Below are 15,603 nucleotides of genomic sequence, written 5' to 3'. Positions count from 1 at the left end.
TCTGCCAAGTGATCAGAATCTGCCTGCAACGCGTCACCCACTACAACAAGTCACCATATAGAGCCGATCTGATCGAACCATGGCAAATGAAAATCAGGCTGGTATAAAAAAATGGGGGAATGCCAGCAAAATAATCATTGACAAGATCGGTGGCTTTCCATATTTTGAACATATGTTCATTTGAAAGCTTGTTGCGGGAAGCTTGACATGCTTTGGCAGCAAGCGATCCAGATAAAACAAACAGATAGACGTGTGTGTCTTCCGCAAGCATGATCCGCGCGGGATCATGAAGGCAAAATCCAGAGACGCCACATAGGAGGAAATGATGCCAAATCGCGATGGAACCGGACCATACGGAGATGGCCGCCAGGGTAGGGGTTTGGGCAATTGCGGCAATACCCGCCGCACGACTCAGCTTCAGGGAAGCGATAAGAATGTGGATGATCGCGGCTACGCCAACACCGGAGTTTCGCTGTTGGTGGATGCCATCAGATATTTTTTAAGCAAAAAACCAAAAGACAGGAGGTAACAATGCCTGGATACGATGGAACAGGACCCTTTGGCGACGGACGCCCCGGAAGAGGTTTGGGTCCCTGCGGAAGATTCGAGGGAGTAGCGCTCCGGCGCGGATTTGGCCGTGGTTACGGCCGGGGCTTCGGCGGCGGATTTGGCCGCGGTTTTGGCCGCGGTTACGGATACCGCTTTCGCGCGGGAGCCTATAATGCTCCTTACAATTACCCCGAGCCCGTCTATGACTACAGCAAGGAAGACCTACAAGCTCAAAAAGCCGATCTGGAGAAACAACTGCAGTGGCTGAACGAACAGCTGGCCAAAGAAGACAAGAACTAAAAAAAGGACGCGGTTTCGGCGTCCCCAATTCTGAGGAGGCGGCCTTGCTGCCTCCTTTTTTCGATATCTGATGCAGATCCCCGGAATTGAAGATTGCCGGCTTTGCCCGCTTTGGCAAACCCGGACCCAAGTGATCCGGGGTGAAGGCAGTCTAAGCAGCGAGATTTTCCTGCTCGCCCAAGCGCCCGGCGAAGAGGAGGACGAGGCTGGAAAGATGTTCGTGGGGCCATCCGGAAAGCTGTTTTGGGAATTGCTGGACCAGGCCAAGGCTGACAGGGCGGACCTGTACATCAGCAACCTCCTGAAGTGCAGATTGCCCCAAAACCGCCGTCCCAAACAAGCCGAGATCCTTTCCTGCTCACGCTATCTAGAGTGGGAACTGGCGGTGGTCAAGCCCAGGATCGTGGCGCCCCTGGGCTATTACGCCACCAAATTCATCTTTGAAAGCAGGAAACTGGGCATGTTCAACAAGGAGGAGTATCCCTCCCTGATCGGCAGGGCCTTTGTTTGCGCCGCATTCATCGTGATGCCGCTTTCACATCCCACCTCCCTGATCCACCATCCCGAATTTTGGGAGCACGCGCTGAAAAAATACCGCCGCGTATTTCAGCTTGAGCCCTGCAAATGGTTCAACTGCTGTCCGATCCGCGCTTTCACCCTGAACCGGGCCCTTCCTTTCCACTGGACAGACGCATACTGCCTGGGCAACTGGCAGAATTGCCAACGCTTTGAACTTGAATCCCGCGGCATCGCCCATTCGGACCATCTTTTACCGGATGGAAGCAAGCTGGAAACACTCTGAAGGAGTTACTCATGAAATACCTCTTTGGCCCTGTCCCTTCGCGCAGATTGGGCATTTCCCTGGGCGTGGACCTGGTCCCGCAGAAGGTTTGCACCCTGAATTGCGTCTATTGCGAGGTGGGAAGGACCACCTTGCTGACCCTCAAGCGCAAGGAATATGTGCCCATCGACGCCGTGATAGCTGAATTGGACGAATATCTGAAGCAGGATCCGGAGCTTGATTTCATCACCTTTTCCGGGCAGGGAGAGCCCACTTTGAACAGCGGTTTGGGCAAGGTCATAAACCATATCAAGGACAATCATCCCCGCTACAAAGTGGCCCTGCTCACCAACGGCACGCTGTTCTGGGATGGATCGCTGCGCCGGGAGGTTTTGCGGGCGGATGTGATCCTGCCGGACCTGGACGCTGTGTCCCAAAGTGTGTTTCAGAAGCTGAACCGGCCCCATCACGATCTGGACAATGCCAGGGTCATTGCCGGCCTGAAAGCGCTGAGGCAGGAATTTATGGGCAAGATCTACCTGGAAGTGTTCATGGTGGAGGGTCTTAACGAGGCAGAAAGCGAACTCAGGTTGCTGCGGGAAACGCTTCTGGGCCTGGGCCCGGACATAGTGCAACTGAACACCCTGGACCGGCCGGGCACGGAAAGCTGGGTGCGAGCCCTGCCCCGGGCCAGATTGCGTGAGATCGCCGCATCTCTGGCCCCCCTGAAGGTGGAGATCGTGGCCAATCCCCACTCTCGTAAGAAGATCCAAAGCTTCAACACCGACATCCAGACCCAGATCTTGGAAACCATAAAACGCCGGCCCTCCACAGACACCGACCTCTGCCAGATCCTGGGCCTGCACAGGAACGAACTCAACAAATATCTCAGCGCCCTCCTGGAAGCTCACGAGATAGAAAGCGTTGAGATGGAGAGGGGAACCTTTTTCAGGATCAGGCCATAGCCTTGCGGGCAGGGCTGCTCCTGCCCTGCCGGGAATCTGAGCCGGAGGGGACCCGGAGATGACAATAACATCTTCTGAGGGTTGCCTCAGCGCAAATTTCGCTTGACATTTCTCTGCCCGCGGCGGCGTCTGGAACGAAAGACCTCAAAGTCATTCGGGAGGATGAAATGGATTTTCGCAAGCTGTTGCTGATCTCGCTGGCACTGCTGTTTGCCCTGCAGGCGGCGGCGATCACGATCGAAGAATTGCAGGACTTGTACTATCAAACTGAGGACGCGGCGGAATTTTCCCGCGCGGCCGGGGCTTTCATCGAAGCCAGCGATGCCTTGGGCGAGTTGGACCACGCTTTCGGGTTGTGGCAGGGCTTCGCGCCGGACAGTTGCCAAACCTGGCTGGAAACCAAGGCGGAGGATGCTGCCGCGGCCCCCAAATACAAATATCTGCTGCTCAATCTGGCCGAGGACGTCCAAACCAGGCTCGATGGCGCGCGCGGACTGATCACCGCGCATCCGGATTTCGCCGGCGGTTACCGTGCCCTGCTGCTCACCCTGGTGCAGGACCTGGCCGCGGACGAACTCGCCGACCCCGAAAGCCCCTTCCACAGCCAATTGCAGTCAAACCTGCCGCTGCTGGCGCAGTTCGGGGCTAATTTCCCCGGGGACGAATACGCCCGCATGGCCCTGGTTTACCAGCTGCTGCAGTCCGGAGATGCCGAAGCGGCCAAAGTGACCTTCCGTGAAGCGCTGGAAGCAGAAGAGGCCTGGATCGACGACATCGGCCTGGGGCAAATGTTCACCCCGGACAAATATCATCCCCTGCTGGCCTATCAGATCGAACTGCTGCGCCCCAACGACGCGGACGCCTATACCAAATACCGCATCGCCGAACTGGCCGGCGACCTGGTGGATTACCACTTTGACCAGGCCAAGGACTACGACGCCGTGATCGCCTATTTTGGCGCCGAGCCCTGGTATTGGGAAAACCAGTATGTGCTCTACGCCCTCACGCAAAGCTATCTGGCCAAGGACCAGCCCGACATGGCGGTGACGCTGCTGAACGGAAATGGCGATCTGCCCGCCGCGCTGCAGTTTCAGGATTCCTGGCTGGCCTTCGACCCCGACCAGGCTGCCAGCGCTTACGCCCGGGTGCTGGAACCTGTTGCCACGGATCCCGCCCACGCCTATCTGCTGGCCCGTTCCCTGGCCGACAACGATGAAAAACTGGCCCGCGCCCGCGCCTTGGTGGCCTCGCATCCCAAGGTGGAACACGGTTACAGCCTGGCCACAGAAATCTATCTGGACTATTTCACCAACTACTCGCCAGACGATCCCCAGCTCGCGCGGATGAACTCCTCACTTCAGAACGACGCCCAGATCCTGCGCAATTACTATTTCCGCTTCCCAGCCAACAATCTGGCCACAGTGGGCTACTTTCTGGTGAATGTGCTCGAAAAAGACGTCGACAAGGCCCTGCGATCCTTTCAGGAACTGCAAGAGGCCGGTTTGGGAGAAATGGTGGGCAACAGCTTTGCCAGATTCACCCTGGACCACGGTGGTTCCGATCTGCTGCTGCGGATCAAGGAATACGAGGTCCGGCAGAACGAGGCGAACGACGAACTCAGCGAGGCCGAGATCGCTGCGCAGGCGGGAAAGGCTTTCTGCATCACGCTCAGCGAAAACGAACTTTACGAGGAATTGAGCGCGTCTGTGGCCCAGCATCCCCAGTGGATGGACGATCCGGAGATCCAGTACATGCTGGTGAACGCCTTTTATCTGCGGGACGACATCCCCAACACCATCTCCACCCTGCGCCTGATGGTGGAAAAAGGCACCCTCGGCACCACCATGCTCAACGGCTTGGACGACCCCGACCTGACCGGACACCCGGACTGGCAGGCGCTGCTGGATTATGCCTCCACGCTGCCCGATCCGGACGCCGGCGCGGATGCGGAAGTTCCTAAGGAATAGCGCCAACGGTTGTTTACCCCATAAGATTAGAGGCCCGGAAGGCTGTATGCCGGTCCGGGCCTCATTGTATCGGCAGGAATCATTGACTCTCTTCCAAACCGGGTGGATAAAGCTTGGGGGCGACAGATATGCTTGCCCCCCGCAACGTCCTGTCAGTCACGCCTTGAGCGCTCGCTTCCATCCCCCTCCCACGCTGCCCGCCTGATCATCGCGTCAAACGCGGCCATCAGGCGGGAGGCGCGTCCGGGACCTGGGAAATGGCCTTAATGGCCAGAGGGCACCGTTTCGCTCCTCCGCGGGGTTCCCGGGCACTCACCCTTACGCTATCGTATTCCGCGTCTGGGCTTTACCCACCCGATTTGAAAGGGAGTCGTATCATTTGATCAGCACCAGCCTGCGCCGCAGCACCGGCTGCCCTTCCAACTCTGCCTGGAAAAAATAGATCCCGGAGGAGCAGCGTTCCCCGCGGGCGTCGCGCAGGTCCCAGCGCCAGCCGAAATCTCCGTCTGAGGCCACCGGCACCTTTTTAACCAACTGCCCCCGCAGGTTGTGGATACCCAGCTGCCCAGCCAGGGGAACGGAACTTTTGATGCTCACTTCCACCCCGCCGTTTTCAGCCAGGGAAGCTGGATTGGGGCCGATGCTCAGCACCGGCGGCACGGCCACCGGATCGTCTGAAACCACGGCCATCACCCAGATCTCGTTGGTGGGAACGCTTTCGGTTTGCCCGTCGAAGGCGCAGACGGTGAGGTGATGCTCTATCTGGGAATTGAAGTTATTGGTGTGCCAGTAGTTAAGGGCGAAAGGCACTTCCGCGAAGAGGGCACCATTGTTGTAAACGCGGTAATGGGTCCAGTCGAAAATGCCGTCGTCCACCGGCGCCTGCCAATAGAGGGTGAGGGCCCAGGGGTTTTCGTCAAAGTGTTCCACCTGGTCCACACAGAGGTTGGTGGGCTGATACACCGGCAGGAAGGGCTGATAGACCCACCAGCTGTCTTCATGCAGATACTGGCTGGGAATGTTGCTCACCACGGTCTCGCCCTTGGTCACGTAGCCCGCGGCATAGTGGTAGAGGCGCTCCAGGCCGTCATCCAGCATGCGGATGGAGACGATCTGCTGGTTCACGGTGTTGGTCTGGATGATCAGCGTATGGGTTTTCGAGCCATCGGGAGAAGCCGTCACGATTTTAGCGCGGAACATGCTCACGCGCTGGGTCCCGGCGTCGTCGAGGATCTCGGTGCGCAGCCAGGCGTCGTTGTAGCCGATGCCGGTGATCTTGTCCCAGATCACGTCATCGGGGAGGTCAAAAACGATGTTCGCCGCGTCGTTGAAGCGTTCGTGGCGCTTGATGAAGAGGTAATCCCCCGCTTCATAGAGCCAGTTGATGTGGTCCCAGTGGTAAACGAAAAAGCGGTGATAGACGGGATAGCAGAGGTGAACGCCGATCATGGCGGGCCCCTCCACATCGTGATAGCGCGGCGGCTGTGCCTCTTCGATGGTGATGGTGCCGGCCTCCACGGTGGTGCTGCCGTCCGGAGTGAAGGTCGAGGGGATCAGCAGGCCGCCCGGAGTGCCGTAGAGAGTGCGTTCCACCCCCGCCACGCTGGCCAGGGCCACCACGTGGAAAGGTTCGTCCAGGATCTGGGAAAGCGTGAAAGGCTGGTCCGCGCTCACCGGCTCCTCGAGATAGATCTCGCCGGAATCCGCGCCCACGAGCTGCACGCGGAAATTGCTGAGGCTGAAGGGTCCGGTGTAGCTAACGCTGCCGGTAACCTGGGTGGGCATCACGATGGGCAGGATGGGGTCAAAATCCACCAGGGGCAAGCTGGGGCTGTCATGCTGATCGTTGATGCCGAGGGCGATCTGGGCGGGATCGTTGGTGCCCCAGGAGTTGTTTTCAGCGTAAATGGTGATCCCCGGATTGGTGTAGGAATAGGTGTAAACGCTATGCAAGGTGTTGGATTCGTCGATGTTGGCGTAGATCTGGTTTTCGCCCTGGGCCCAGGCGTGGTAGATATTCATGTTTCCCAGGCAGGGCTGGGCGTTCGTGCCGATGTAAAAACCCGTGAAATTGCCGTAGATCTGGTTGCGCTCAAAGTAAGGCTCGCTGGTGGAACCGGCCACCATCACCCCGGCGCCGGAATTGGCGTCGCCAGAGATGAAGTTGTGGCGGATGATGTTGTCGGCCACATAGCCGGAGGCGTTCAACAGATAGATGCCGGTGAGGTTGTATTCGATGAGGTTGTTCAGGATCTGGGGCTGGATGGCGTTGGCCCCCACGATGTCCCAGCCCGTGACGCCCTGCTTGAAGTTGTGGTGGATGTGGTTGTGCTGGATTACAGGGCTGTTCGAGCCCCCCGTGGACTGGTTTGAAAGCTGGATGGCCGCCATGTACTGGCTGCCGGTGCCGTTGAAGCGGATATCGTTGTATTCGATCAGGGCGTTGCTGTTCTGAACGATGAAGATGCCGTTCTGGATGCTGAATTCGATGAGGTTGTGCTGCACCTGTACCACCGGCGGGTTGGCGGAGCCGATGCCGTAAACATGGATCCCCTTCTCGTTGTGGGAGAAGCGGTTGTGGTCGATCTGCGCCGGCGAGTTCACGGAATTGACTCCGTATTCGGCCTTTTCGATGTGACAATGCTGGATCTGGCTCTGCTGGGACTCGTTTTCCAGCCGGATGCCTTTCCAGAGGGCGTTGGGGTCTGCCTGCCCGCTGCGGAAGCGGATCGTGTCGGCCTCGGTGCCCGCGGCGCTGAGGGTGCCGCCAACGTTGAGACGGAAATTGCCCAGGGCAAAGACTTCCACGCCGGGCTCGATGCTGAGGCTGGCGTCGGCCGGAACGGTGACGTCGCCGATGATATTGTAGGGGCTGTTGGCCAATGTCCAGGTGCCGGACTGGGTTCCGCTCACATCCGTGGCGCCCAGCCAGACCAGGGCCAATAGCATTGAAAACAGAACAAGCGCGCGTCGCATGATCTCCTCCCGGGTGCGAAATATGCTCTTAAACAAAGGCGGAAGAAGGCATCGCCCTCTTCCGCGCTCAAGCTTTTGGTTCAGCTTATTCGGATATGGCTTGCACGGGGCAGGTGCCGATGCAGGCTCCGCAATCAATGCAGGTGCCTTCGTCGCATTTGGCCTTGCCGTCTTCCATGGACAGGGCTTGCACGGGACAAACGTCCACGCAGGCCCCGCATCCGATGCAGGTGTCTTTATCGATCTTGACAGCCATTTGAATCTCCTGTGATTTGATTTGCCCAAGTTTCCTGCCAAAGCCGGATTCGTCAAGGAAAATCTACTTTGTGGCCTTGCCCTGGTTGGCCACGGCGCTTTCCGCCTGGGCCAGTTCGTCGGCGTCGGCCAGATAGTAGCGTTTTTCCACGCTGAGGTCGGCCCCAAATTCATAGACCAGCGGAATTCCGGTGGGAATGTTCAGCCCGGCGATGTCCGCGTCGCTGATCCCGTTCAGATTTTTCACGATGGCGCGAAGGCTGTTGCCGTGTGCGGCCACGACCATCCTGCGTCCGGCCACCAGCCTGGGCACGATCACCTCGTCCCAGAAGGGCAGGGTGCGTTTGCAGGTGTCCTTGAGGGATTCACAGAGCGGCAGCTGGTCCTTGTCCAGATGCGCGTAGCGGGGGTCAAGGCCCGGATGGCGCGGATCCGAAAGCTCCAGGGCGGGCGGGGGAACGTCGAAGCTGCGGCGCCAGATCTTCACCTGCTCTTCTCCGTACCTGGCGGCCGTCTCGGCTTTGTTGAGGCCCTGCAGCGCGCCGTAGTGGCGTTCGTTCAGGCGCCAGTCCTTGTGCGTGGGCAGATACATGAGGTCCATTTCATCCAATACCAGCCAGAGGGTGCGGATGGCGCGCTTGAGCACGGAGGTCCAGGCTTCGTCGAAGCTGAAACCCGCCGCGGCCAAGCGCTGTCCGGCGGTTTTGGCCTCGCGGACGCCCTGTTCGGAAAGGTCCACGTCGGTCCAGCCGGTGAAGAGGTTTTCCTTGTTCCAAAGGCTTTCGCCGTGGCGGACAAGCACTATCTTGTACATGGTCATTCTCCTTGGGGGGTTTGTTTATAGCGGATAGCGCCCTCCTTCGCCTCCAGGCTGCGGGCCAGGATGAAGAGCAGGTCCGAAAGCCTGTTCACGAAACGGCGCAGGGGTGGCGAAACGGTTTCCGCCCGGGCCAGGGCCACCACCTCGCGTTCGGCGCGGCGGGCCACTGTGCGGCAGATGTCCAGGCGCGCGGAAGCCGGCAGCGAGCCCGGAACCACGAAACCCGTTACGGGCGTGGCTGTTTCCAGCTCCAGGATCAGCTTGCCGATCGCCTCCACATCTACGTCCGTGACGGGATGCGGGTAGCCGCCGCCAGGGGTGGCCAGCTCGCCCATCACGCGATAGAGCGCGTTCTGAATGTCCAGCAGAATGGCCAGCGCCCGGGCATCCGCGATCTGGTGGCGGGCGTCGCCCAGATGGGCGTCCAGCTCGTCCAAAGCACCGTAGGCCCGCACGCGCAGGTCGTCCTTCCAAACCCTTTCCCCGCTGTAAAGCGAGGTCTGGCCGCCGTCGCCGGTTTTGGTGGTGATGCTCATTTCATCGCGATGACGGAGATCTCGATCAGTCCGTCTTTGGGCAGCCGGGCCACCTGGATGGCCTCCCGGGCGGGATAAGGTGCGCTGAAATTGCGGGCGTAGATCTCGTTGAGCGCGGCAAAATCGTTCATGTCCTTCAGGAACACGGAAACCTTCACCACGTTGCGGAAGCTCATTCCCGCCGCTTCCAGGATGGCCTTGAGGTTGGCGAAAACGAGGTTCGCCTGGGCTTCGAAACCTTCGCCCCAGTTGCCAGTGTCGGCCTCGATGCCCAACTGGCCTGAAACGAAGAGGGTGTTGTTCATCATCATGGCCTGGGAATAGGGGCCCAGGGCCGCGGGTGCTTTGAGGGTGCTGATCGGTTGCATATTATCTCCTTATTTTCTGAGGGTTTTACGAACGACCTGGACGGATTCAGCCAGCCGGTGCAAGGGTATATAGGCCTGGGTGTCACGCGAGAGATTGAACAGCAGCAGTTTGCCTTCGCGGATGTCTTCCTCGCGGATGGCCAGCATGAGGTCGCATTTTTGGGCGCGGGCGCGGAGCTGTTCCTCCCCGCTGTCGCGGATGTCCGGGCTCAGCACGGTGATGATGTCCTGGGTGTGCAGTTCCTGGGCGATCTGCAGCAGCATCATCTCCATGTTCGGCGACTGCGCGCAGACATAAACGGAAAAATCACTGTCCCAGGCGAAAAAGAGCCCCCGGGCGTCCATGGCGGAAAACACGAGGTCGAGGTCCAGATAGAAGCCCACGGCGGGAATGCGCGCCTTGCTGATCTTTTCTGCGAGGTAGTCGTAGCGGCCGCCGCCGCCCACGGTGAGTTCAGTTTCCCCCTCGCCGATCACCAGGTCGAACACGGTCTCGTTGTAATAGGCGAAATTCTTGAACAGGCCGGGATCCACCCGGTAGGGATGGCCCAGATTGGCCTGCACCTTCTTGATGCTGGCAAAATTGGCCTGGCAGCGGGCGCAGAGGTGGTCCAGGATCTTCAGGCCGCCCGGCACCCGGTGGCGGCAGCGCTCATCCTCGCAATGCGTTTCGGCCAGGGGATTGGCCTTCAATTCGCCCAGGCAGGCGGGGCAATATTCGTCGCAGTGCCTGCCCAGCTCGGCCCGCGCGGCGGCAAAGTAATCCCGGCGGCAGTTTTCACAGCCGAAACTGTTCAGGCTCAGGCTGGCGTCCCGGAAACCGAGCTCTCGCAGCAGGCGCATGCCCAGGCTGATCACCTCGTTTTCGGAGATCAGGCTGTCACTGCCCAAAAGCTCCACCCCCAGCTGAAAGGACTCCCGCGGAGCCTGGTCCCGCGTCTGGCGGAAAACCGGGCCGTGGTAATAATAGCGGTGGATGTCGCCCCGGCGGTAGGTTTTGGCCACGTGGCTAAGCACGCTGATGGTGCCTTCCGGACGCAGGCTCAGGCTGCCCGGACCCCCCTCCGGACCGCAGACGTCCAGCGTCCGCGCCGCCACCCGTGCCGCCTCACGCCCCGGCATCAGCGCGGTGATCCCTTTTTGCACCAACTCGCGGTCCTGCAGGATGGGCAGGCGGACCTCATGGTAGTTGTGCAGCTTCAACACCCGGTCGAAACGCTCTTCCATCAGCTTCCACTTCCACACCTCTTCGGGCAGGAATTCCACTTGGGGACGCTTGTTCGGGGACATCCTCTCTCCTTTTTTCCTTGTCTTTCCATATTGCCCATCCCGCTGTTTCTGTCAATCAAAAAGGATGTTTCCGCGCCGAAACGCTGACCGGCGACGCTGGAAAACCGGGGTTGCTTTCCACCCCGAGGCAAAAATCCGGGGAAAATGCCCGGAGGTTTTTTCCAAAATCCTCAGTTCGCTCCCAATATCAATACGGTATCAATACGGAATCAATACGGATTTCATCCGTAATGATTCCGTATTGATACCGTATTGATATTGGGAGCCGATAGAAGCTCAGGCCGCCGTTCCCCCGCTCATTTGCCAGATCTTTTGATGGAAGCCGGGACGGGCGGCATAGTTTTCCACGAAGCAATAAACGCCGTCCTGGCGGGAAAGCACGCCTTCGTCAACCAACTCCCGGCGCACCAGGCAATGGTCGTGAAGCGCTTGCCGCTTCAGTAGAATATCACCGCCGTAAGCTGTTCCCGGAATGTCTTTTGCCCGTCCGTGGGGCGGGCTTCCCAAACAAAGAAATAGCGTCCCCGGGGCACGATCTTGCCAGCCGCGTCCTTTCCATCCCAGCTTAGCCGGCCCTCCGCGGGCACCGGAGTGTTGTCAGCCAAAACCCGCAGCAGACAGCCGCTGAGGTCGTAAACTCGGCAGTTGAGTTGGCTCTGGGGACTGCCGAGTTGGTAAAATATGTGTATTTGTTCGCCCTTATGAGGGTTGCAGGGACTACCCTGGATGCTCACCTGGCCCTGGAAATCCGGCACCACCACGCTCTGGCTGTTGGCCAGGCCAGGGGTGGAGCCCGAGGGGTCGAGCGAAAGGCGCCAGATCGTTTGCTGCGAGGAATCCTGCTGGCGTTCCAACGATGTTCCCGGCTGGGCGTTAGCGCCGCTGAAGCTCATCTGGTTGAGGCTGTCGCCAGCGGCGTTCAACAGGAGGAGGCTGTCGCCGTCGTTGTTCAGGGCGGCCCAGCCGTTGGTGCCGACCACCGCGTTGGCAGGACAGCCAGGATATTGGAGCAAAAACAGTTCCGGAGCCGCGCAGAGCACAAAATAGCCGGCGCGGGCGGGCAGGGAAAAGCTGAAGTCGTTGCCTCCAGCGTCCCTGATGCCAAAATCCTCCCGGACAGGAACGGAATCCACCCAAAGCTCGATCCATTCCTGCTTTCCTGTCTCTGGAGCGAACATCACTTCGTTGATCAGCGGCAGGCTGAGGTTTTGCAGAAACAGGTCCAGGGTCACGGAATTGTTGGCCGGATCGGGATCGTTATCGAGTTCCAGCTGGGCGGATATCTGATGGTTCTCCGCGTCGGAGACGGGCAGGTTGTACTGCCGCCAAAGAGAATCACCGGCGGCGAGGTCGGACACGATATTTTCCGCTATCTTCATGCCGTCCAAATAGATGCGCAGATCAGCGCTGAGTGTGGGACTGATGTCGGAAAGATTTTTCACCCAAAGCCCGAAGCACCAGTCACCCGCTTCCTGCCAGGTTTGCGGATGCAGGAGGGCGTAATCCACGCGGACACGGTTGGGCAGTCCCGGAGTTGGTTCGGCATCCCCGCAAAAGTCTGTCTCGCAGTTGTTTGTGTCGTATCCGTCCATGCGCCGGGCCAGGGAGCAGGCCTCCGGAACGTCCGGCGCGAAATTTGTACCCACCGAGCCGGTGTCGTCGGGGAGGCTGTTGGCGTTGGGTGAATCGTAAAGCACTGTATCGGTGTAATATCCATCAGGAGAAAGATAGCGGATGCCGTCGGTTTCCGCACCTCCGTTTTGCAGGGTGAGGGGTGTGATGAAAACCGCCTGGCTGACCTGCTCATCTCCCACCAGCACAAAGCGATGCGCGCGCAGGACATAGTGGGGGAAAGTGAAAAGCTCCACAAAATCGGCACCCCCGCAGAAAAGCTTGGCCCCCGCGAGGTTGACATCAGTGTTGCCGGCGTTGTAAAGTTCCACCCATTCCTTGCCGCCATCCGCGCCTTCGGGGTCGTAGCAGACCTCGTTGATCAGCACCTGGGCGGGGCAGAGGGCCGGCGGCAGAAGGGTTCCCGCCAGGAGGAGCAAATAATTCCACAGGCCGGCGGGTTTCATGGATCAGTTCCGGGGTTTAGGGCAGGTCCAGGAGAACGGGTTTCACGTCCCAGATCTCGCTCGCGTATTCGCGGATGGCGCGGTCGGAGGAGAATTTGCCCACGCGGGCGATGTTGAGGATGGCTTTGTGGGCCCAGGCGCGGCGGTCTGGCCAGAGTTCGTCGATGCGCTGCGAGGCGTCGAGGAAGGAGCGGAAGTCCGCCATGATGCAGTAGGGGTCGCCGGAATCGAGCAGGGAGCGGACGATGGGGTCGAAGATGCCTTTTTCCCTGGGGGAGAACAGGTCGGCGGCGATGGCCTCGATGGCGCGGCGCAGTTCTGCATCGGCGTTGTAGTGGTCGTAGGGATTGTAGCCGGATTGTTTGAGGGCGCTCACCTCGGCGGCGTTGAGGCCAAAGATGAACATGTTTTCAGGGCCGATCTCCTCGGCCATTTCCACGTTGGCGCCGTCCAGGGTGCCAAGGGTGAGGGCGCCGTTGAGGGCGAACTTCATGTTTCCGGTGCCGCTGGCCTCGAAGCCGGCGGTGGAGATCTGCACGGAGACGTCGGCGGCGGGAATGATCTTTTCGGCAAGGGATACGGTGTAATCCGGCAGGAAGACCACCTTGAGGCGGTCGGCGACGTCGGGGTCCTTGTTCACCACCACGCCGAGGTTGTTGATCAGCTTGATGAGCACTTTGGCCAGGTGGTAGCCGGGTGCGGCCTTGCCGGCGAAGATGACGGTGCGGGGCACGCAAGGGGCCTGGGGGTCGTCCTTGATGCGCAGATAGCGGGCGATGGTGCCGAGGACGTTGAGCAACTGGCGTTTGTATTCGTGGAGGCGTTTGATCTGGGCGTCGAAGATGCTGTCCGCGGGGGTGCGGATTCCGGTCACGCGGAAGATGTGGCGGCTGAGGGCTTTTTTGTTGATCTGTTTGATCTCCAGGAAGGCGTCCTGAAATTCGGGGTCGGCGGCGTAGCGTTCGAGGCCGCGGAGGAGTTCCAGATCGGCCACCCAGGCCTCGCCGATGTGTTCGGAGATGAGGCTGGCGAGCTGGGGATTGCAGACCTTGAGCCAGAGGCGGGGGGTGATGCCGTTGGTCTTGTTTTGAAAGCGTTCGGGATACATCTCGTAGAAATCGGGGAAAATGCGGTCCTTGATGATCTGGGAATGGAGCTTGGCCACCCCGTTCACGGCGTGGGAGCCGTGGAGGCAAAGCTGGGCCATGCGCAGGTTTTTTTGGGGTCCTTCCTCGATCACGCTGAGGTTGCGCAGCTTGGTGAGGTCGCCGGGATGGAGGCGGGCAACCTCGCCGAGGATGTGGTTGTTGATCTGGTAGATGAGTTCCAAGTGGCGGGGCAGCAGTTCCTTAAAGAGTTCCACGCTCCATTTTTCCAGGGCTTCGGGCAGGATGGTGTGGTTGGTATAGCTGAAGCAGCGGCGGGTGATGTTCCAGGCGGAGGCGAAATCCAGCCGCTCCTCGTCGATGAGGATGCGCAGCAGTTCCGGGATGGCCAGGGCGGGGTGGGTGTCATTGAGTTGGACGGCGATCTTGTCCGGAAGCTCCGCAAAGCTGTCGTGATCCTGTTTCCAGCCCTGGAGTACGTCCTGGAGGGTGGCGCTCACGAAGAAGTATTCCTGCTCCAGGCGCAGCACCTTGCCCAGATGGATGTTGTCGTTGGGATAGAGCACCTTGGAGATGTTTTCGGAGATGTTTTTCTTTTCCACGGCGCGCACGTAGTCGCCGCTGTTAAAATAGTCGAAGTCAAATTCGTCGGTGGCGGTGGCCTGCCAGAGGCGCAGGTTGTTCACGTTGTCCACCTTGTAGCCGGGGATGGGGATGTCCCAGGCCACGGCCATCACGTCGTTGGTATCCACCCAGCGGTGGATCACGCGCCCGTCCGGCATTTCCTCGCTGAGCACCCTGCCTCCGAAGCGCACGCGGTAGGTGATCTCGGGACGCCTGATCTCCCAGGGGCAGCCTTTTTTGAGCCAGTGGTCGGGCTCCTCCACCTGGTAGCCCTGCACGATGCTCTGCTTGAAGATGCCAAACTCATAGCGGATGCCGTAACCGTAGGCGGGATAAGCCTGGGTGGCCAGGGAATCCATGAAGCAGGCTGCCAGCCGACCCAAGCCGCCGTTGCCGAGGCCCATGTCCGGCTCCAGCTCGATGATGTCCTCCAGCGCGTAGCCGTATTCCTTCAGCAGGTCGTAGGCGTTGTCGTATTCCTCCAGATTGATCAGGGTGTTGGCCAGCAGGCGGCCGATGAGAAATTCCATGGAGAGGTAGAAAACCTTCTTCACGTCCTGCTTGCGGTATTCATACTGGGTGCGCAGCCAGCGTTCGATCAGCTTGTCGCGCAGGCTGAGCCCCAGGGCGAAAAAGATGTCCCAAGGCTGCGCGTTGGTGGTGTCCTTTACAAGGGAATATTCCAAGTGTCTCAGGAATAATGTCTTTATGTCGTCACTGCACTGCTCCGCCTGGTCGGTGAAGAAAATGGAGTGAAAATCGTTTTTAGGCAGGAAACCTTCTTTCATCAAGTCCTCAGTGGTCATTTTTCACTAGCGTGACCATCGCCGGGAAGCTCTTGTGGTGTCAAGCGGAAAGTGAGCTGGCATTCCCCCATTTTTTTATACCAGCCTGATTTTCATTTGCCATGGTTCGATCAGATCGGCTCTATATGGTGACTTGTTGTAGTGGGTGACGCGTTGCAGGCAGATTCTGATCACTTGGCAGA

Annotated in this window: 14 protein-coding genes; 5 read left to right on the top strand and 9 right to left on the bottom strand. The window is 59.3% G+C overall.

Translation table 11 applies throughout. The annotated features are described in order from the left end of the window. Positions 1 to 325: 325 nt before the first annotated feature. The 5 genes from LHW45_10065 (at position 326) to LHW45_10045 (ending at position 4,562) form a co-directional block, all read left to right on the top strand. Complete coding sequence (locus LHW45_10065; protein MCB5285915.1) at positions 326 to 529, top strand: DUF5320 domain-containing protein; 204 nt, start codon at positions 326 to 328, stop codon at positions 527 to 529. Between the two features lie 2 nt (positions 530 to 531). Next, complete coding sequence (locus LHW45_10060; GenBank protein ID MCB5285914.1) at positions 532 to 849, top strand: DUF5320 domain-containing protein; 318 nt, start codon at positions 532 to 534, stop codon at positions 847 to 849. Positions 850 to 919: 70 nt separating this feature from the next. After that, on the top strand, positions 920 to 1,651 hold the full coding sequence (locus LHW45_10055; protein MCB5285913.1) for a uracil-DNA glycosylase: 732 nt from the start codon (positions 920 to 922) through the stop codon (positions 1,649 to 1,651). A gap of 11 nt (positions 1,652 to 1,662) precedes the next feature. Next, positions 1,663 to 2,595: a radical SAM protein gene (locus LHW45_10050; GenBank protein ID MCB5285912.1), complete on the top strand. Its 933-nt coding sequence runs from the start codon at positions 1,663 to 1,665 to the stop codon at positions 2,593 to 2,595. A 167-nt stretch (positions 2,596 to 2,762) separates the two neighbouring features. Then, positions 2,763 to 4,562, top strand: coding sequence for a hypothetical protein (locus LHW45_10045; protein MCB5285911.1), 1,800 nt, complete (start codon positions 2,763 to 2,765; stop codon positions 4,560 to 4,562). 375 nt (positions 4,563 to 4,937) lie between these two features. Here the strand turns inward: LHW45_10045 and LHW45_10040 are convergent, their stop codons facing one another. From LHW45_10040 to LHW45_10000, 9 genes are all read right to left on the bottom strand, one after another. Next, on the bottom strand, positions 4,938 to 7,538 hold the full coding sequence (locus LHW45_10040) for a hypothetical protein (GenBank protein ID MCB5285910.1): 2,601 nt from the start codon (positions 7,536 to 7,538) through the stop codon (positions 4,938 to 4,940). A gap of 85 nt (positions 7,539 to 7,623) precedes the next feature. Further along, a complete protein-coding gene (locus LHW45_10035; protein ID MCB5285909.1) occupies positions 7,624 to 7,794 on the bottom strand; it encodes a 4Fe-4S binding protein in 171 nt (56 codons plus the stop codon). 63 nt (positions 7,795 to 7,857) lie between these two features. Continuing rightward, positions 7,858 to 8,607 carry a 2,3-diphosphoglycerate-dependent phosphoglycerate mutase gene (gene gpmA / locus LHW45_10030; GenBank protein ID MCB5285908.1) on the bottom strand — a complete coding sequence of 250 codons (750 nt, stop codon included), beginning with the start codon at positions 8,605 to 8,607 and terminating at the stop codon, positions 7,858 to 7,860. Positions 8,608 to 8,609: 2 nt separating this feature from the next. Continuing rightward, complete coding sequence (locus tag LHW45_10025; GenBank protein ID MCB5285907.1) at positions 8,610 to 9,149, bottom strand: cob(I)yrinic acid a,c-diamide adenosyltransferase; 540 nt, start codon at positions 9,147 to 9,149, stop codon at positions 8,610 to 8,612. Continuing rightward, on the bottom strand, positions 9,146 to 9,517 hold the full coding sequence (locus tag LHW45_10020) for a RidA family protein (protein MCB5285906.1): 372 nt from the start codon (positions 9,515 to 9,517) through the stop codon (positions 9,146 to 9,148). The genes LHW45_10025 and LHW45_10020 overlap by 4 nt, the downstream gene beginning before the upstream one ends. 9 nt (positions 9,518 to 9,526) lie before the next feature. Beyond that, positions 9,527 to 10,807 carry an ATP phosphoribosyltransferase regulatory subunit gene (locus LHW45_10015; GenBank protein ID MCB5285905.1) on the bottom strand — a complete coding sequence of 427 codons (1,281 nt, stop codon included), beginning with the start codon at positions 10,805 to 10,807 and terminating at the stop codon, positions 9,527 to 9,529. Positions 10,808 to 11,083: 276 nt separating this feature from the next. Further along, positions 11,084 to 11,314 carry a DUF2087 domain-containing protein gene (locus tag LHW45_10010; protein MCB5285904.1) on the bottom strand — a complete coding sequence of 77 codons (231 nt, stop codon included), beginning with the start codon at positions 11,312 to 11,314 and terminating at the stop codon, positions 11,084 to 11,086. Then, positions 11,245 to 12,885: a lamin tail domain-containing protein gene (locus LHW45_10005; GenBank protein MCB5285903.1), complete on the bottom strand. Its 1,641-nt coding sequence runs from the start codon at positions 12,883 to 12,885 to the stop codon at positions 11,245 to 11,247. Before LHW45_10005 ends, LHW45_10010 begins: the two co-directional genes overlap by 70 nt. 16 nt (positions 12,886 to 12,901) lie before the next feature. After that, positions 12,902 to 15,403, bottom strand: coding sequence for a glycogen/starch/alpha-glucan phosphorylase (locus LHW45_10000; GenBank protein MCB5285902.1), 2,502 nt, complete (start codon positions 15,401 to 15,403; stop codon positions 12,902 to 12,904). Positions 15,404 to 15,603 lie beyond the last annotated feature (200 nt).

This window comes from Candidatus Cloacimonadota bacterium (assembly GCA_020532085.1).
In the GTDB taxonomy this organism is placed as follows: Bacteria; Cloacimonadota; Cloacimonadia; order Cloacimonadales; family Cloacimonadaceae; genus Syntrophosphaera.
Note: the sequence above shows the minus strand (reverse complement) of the source record. Positions and strands in the feature narration are given on the sequence as shown.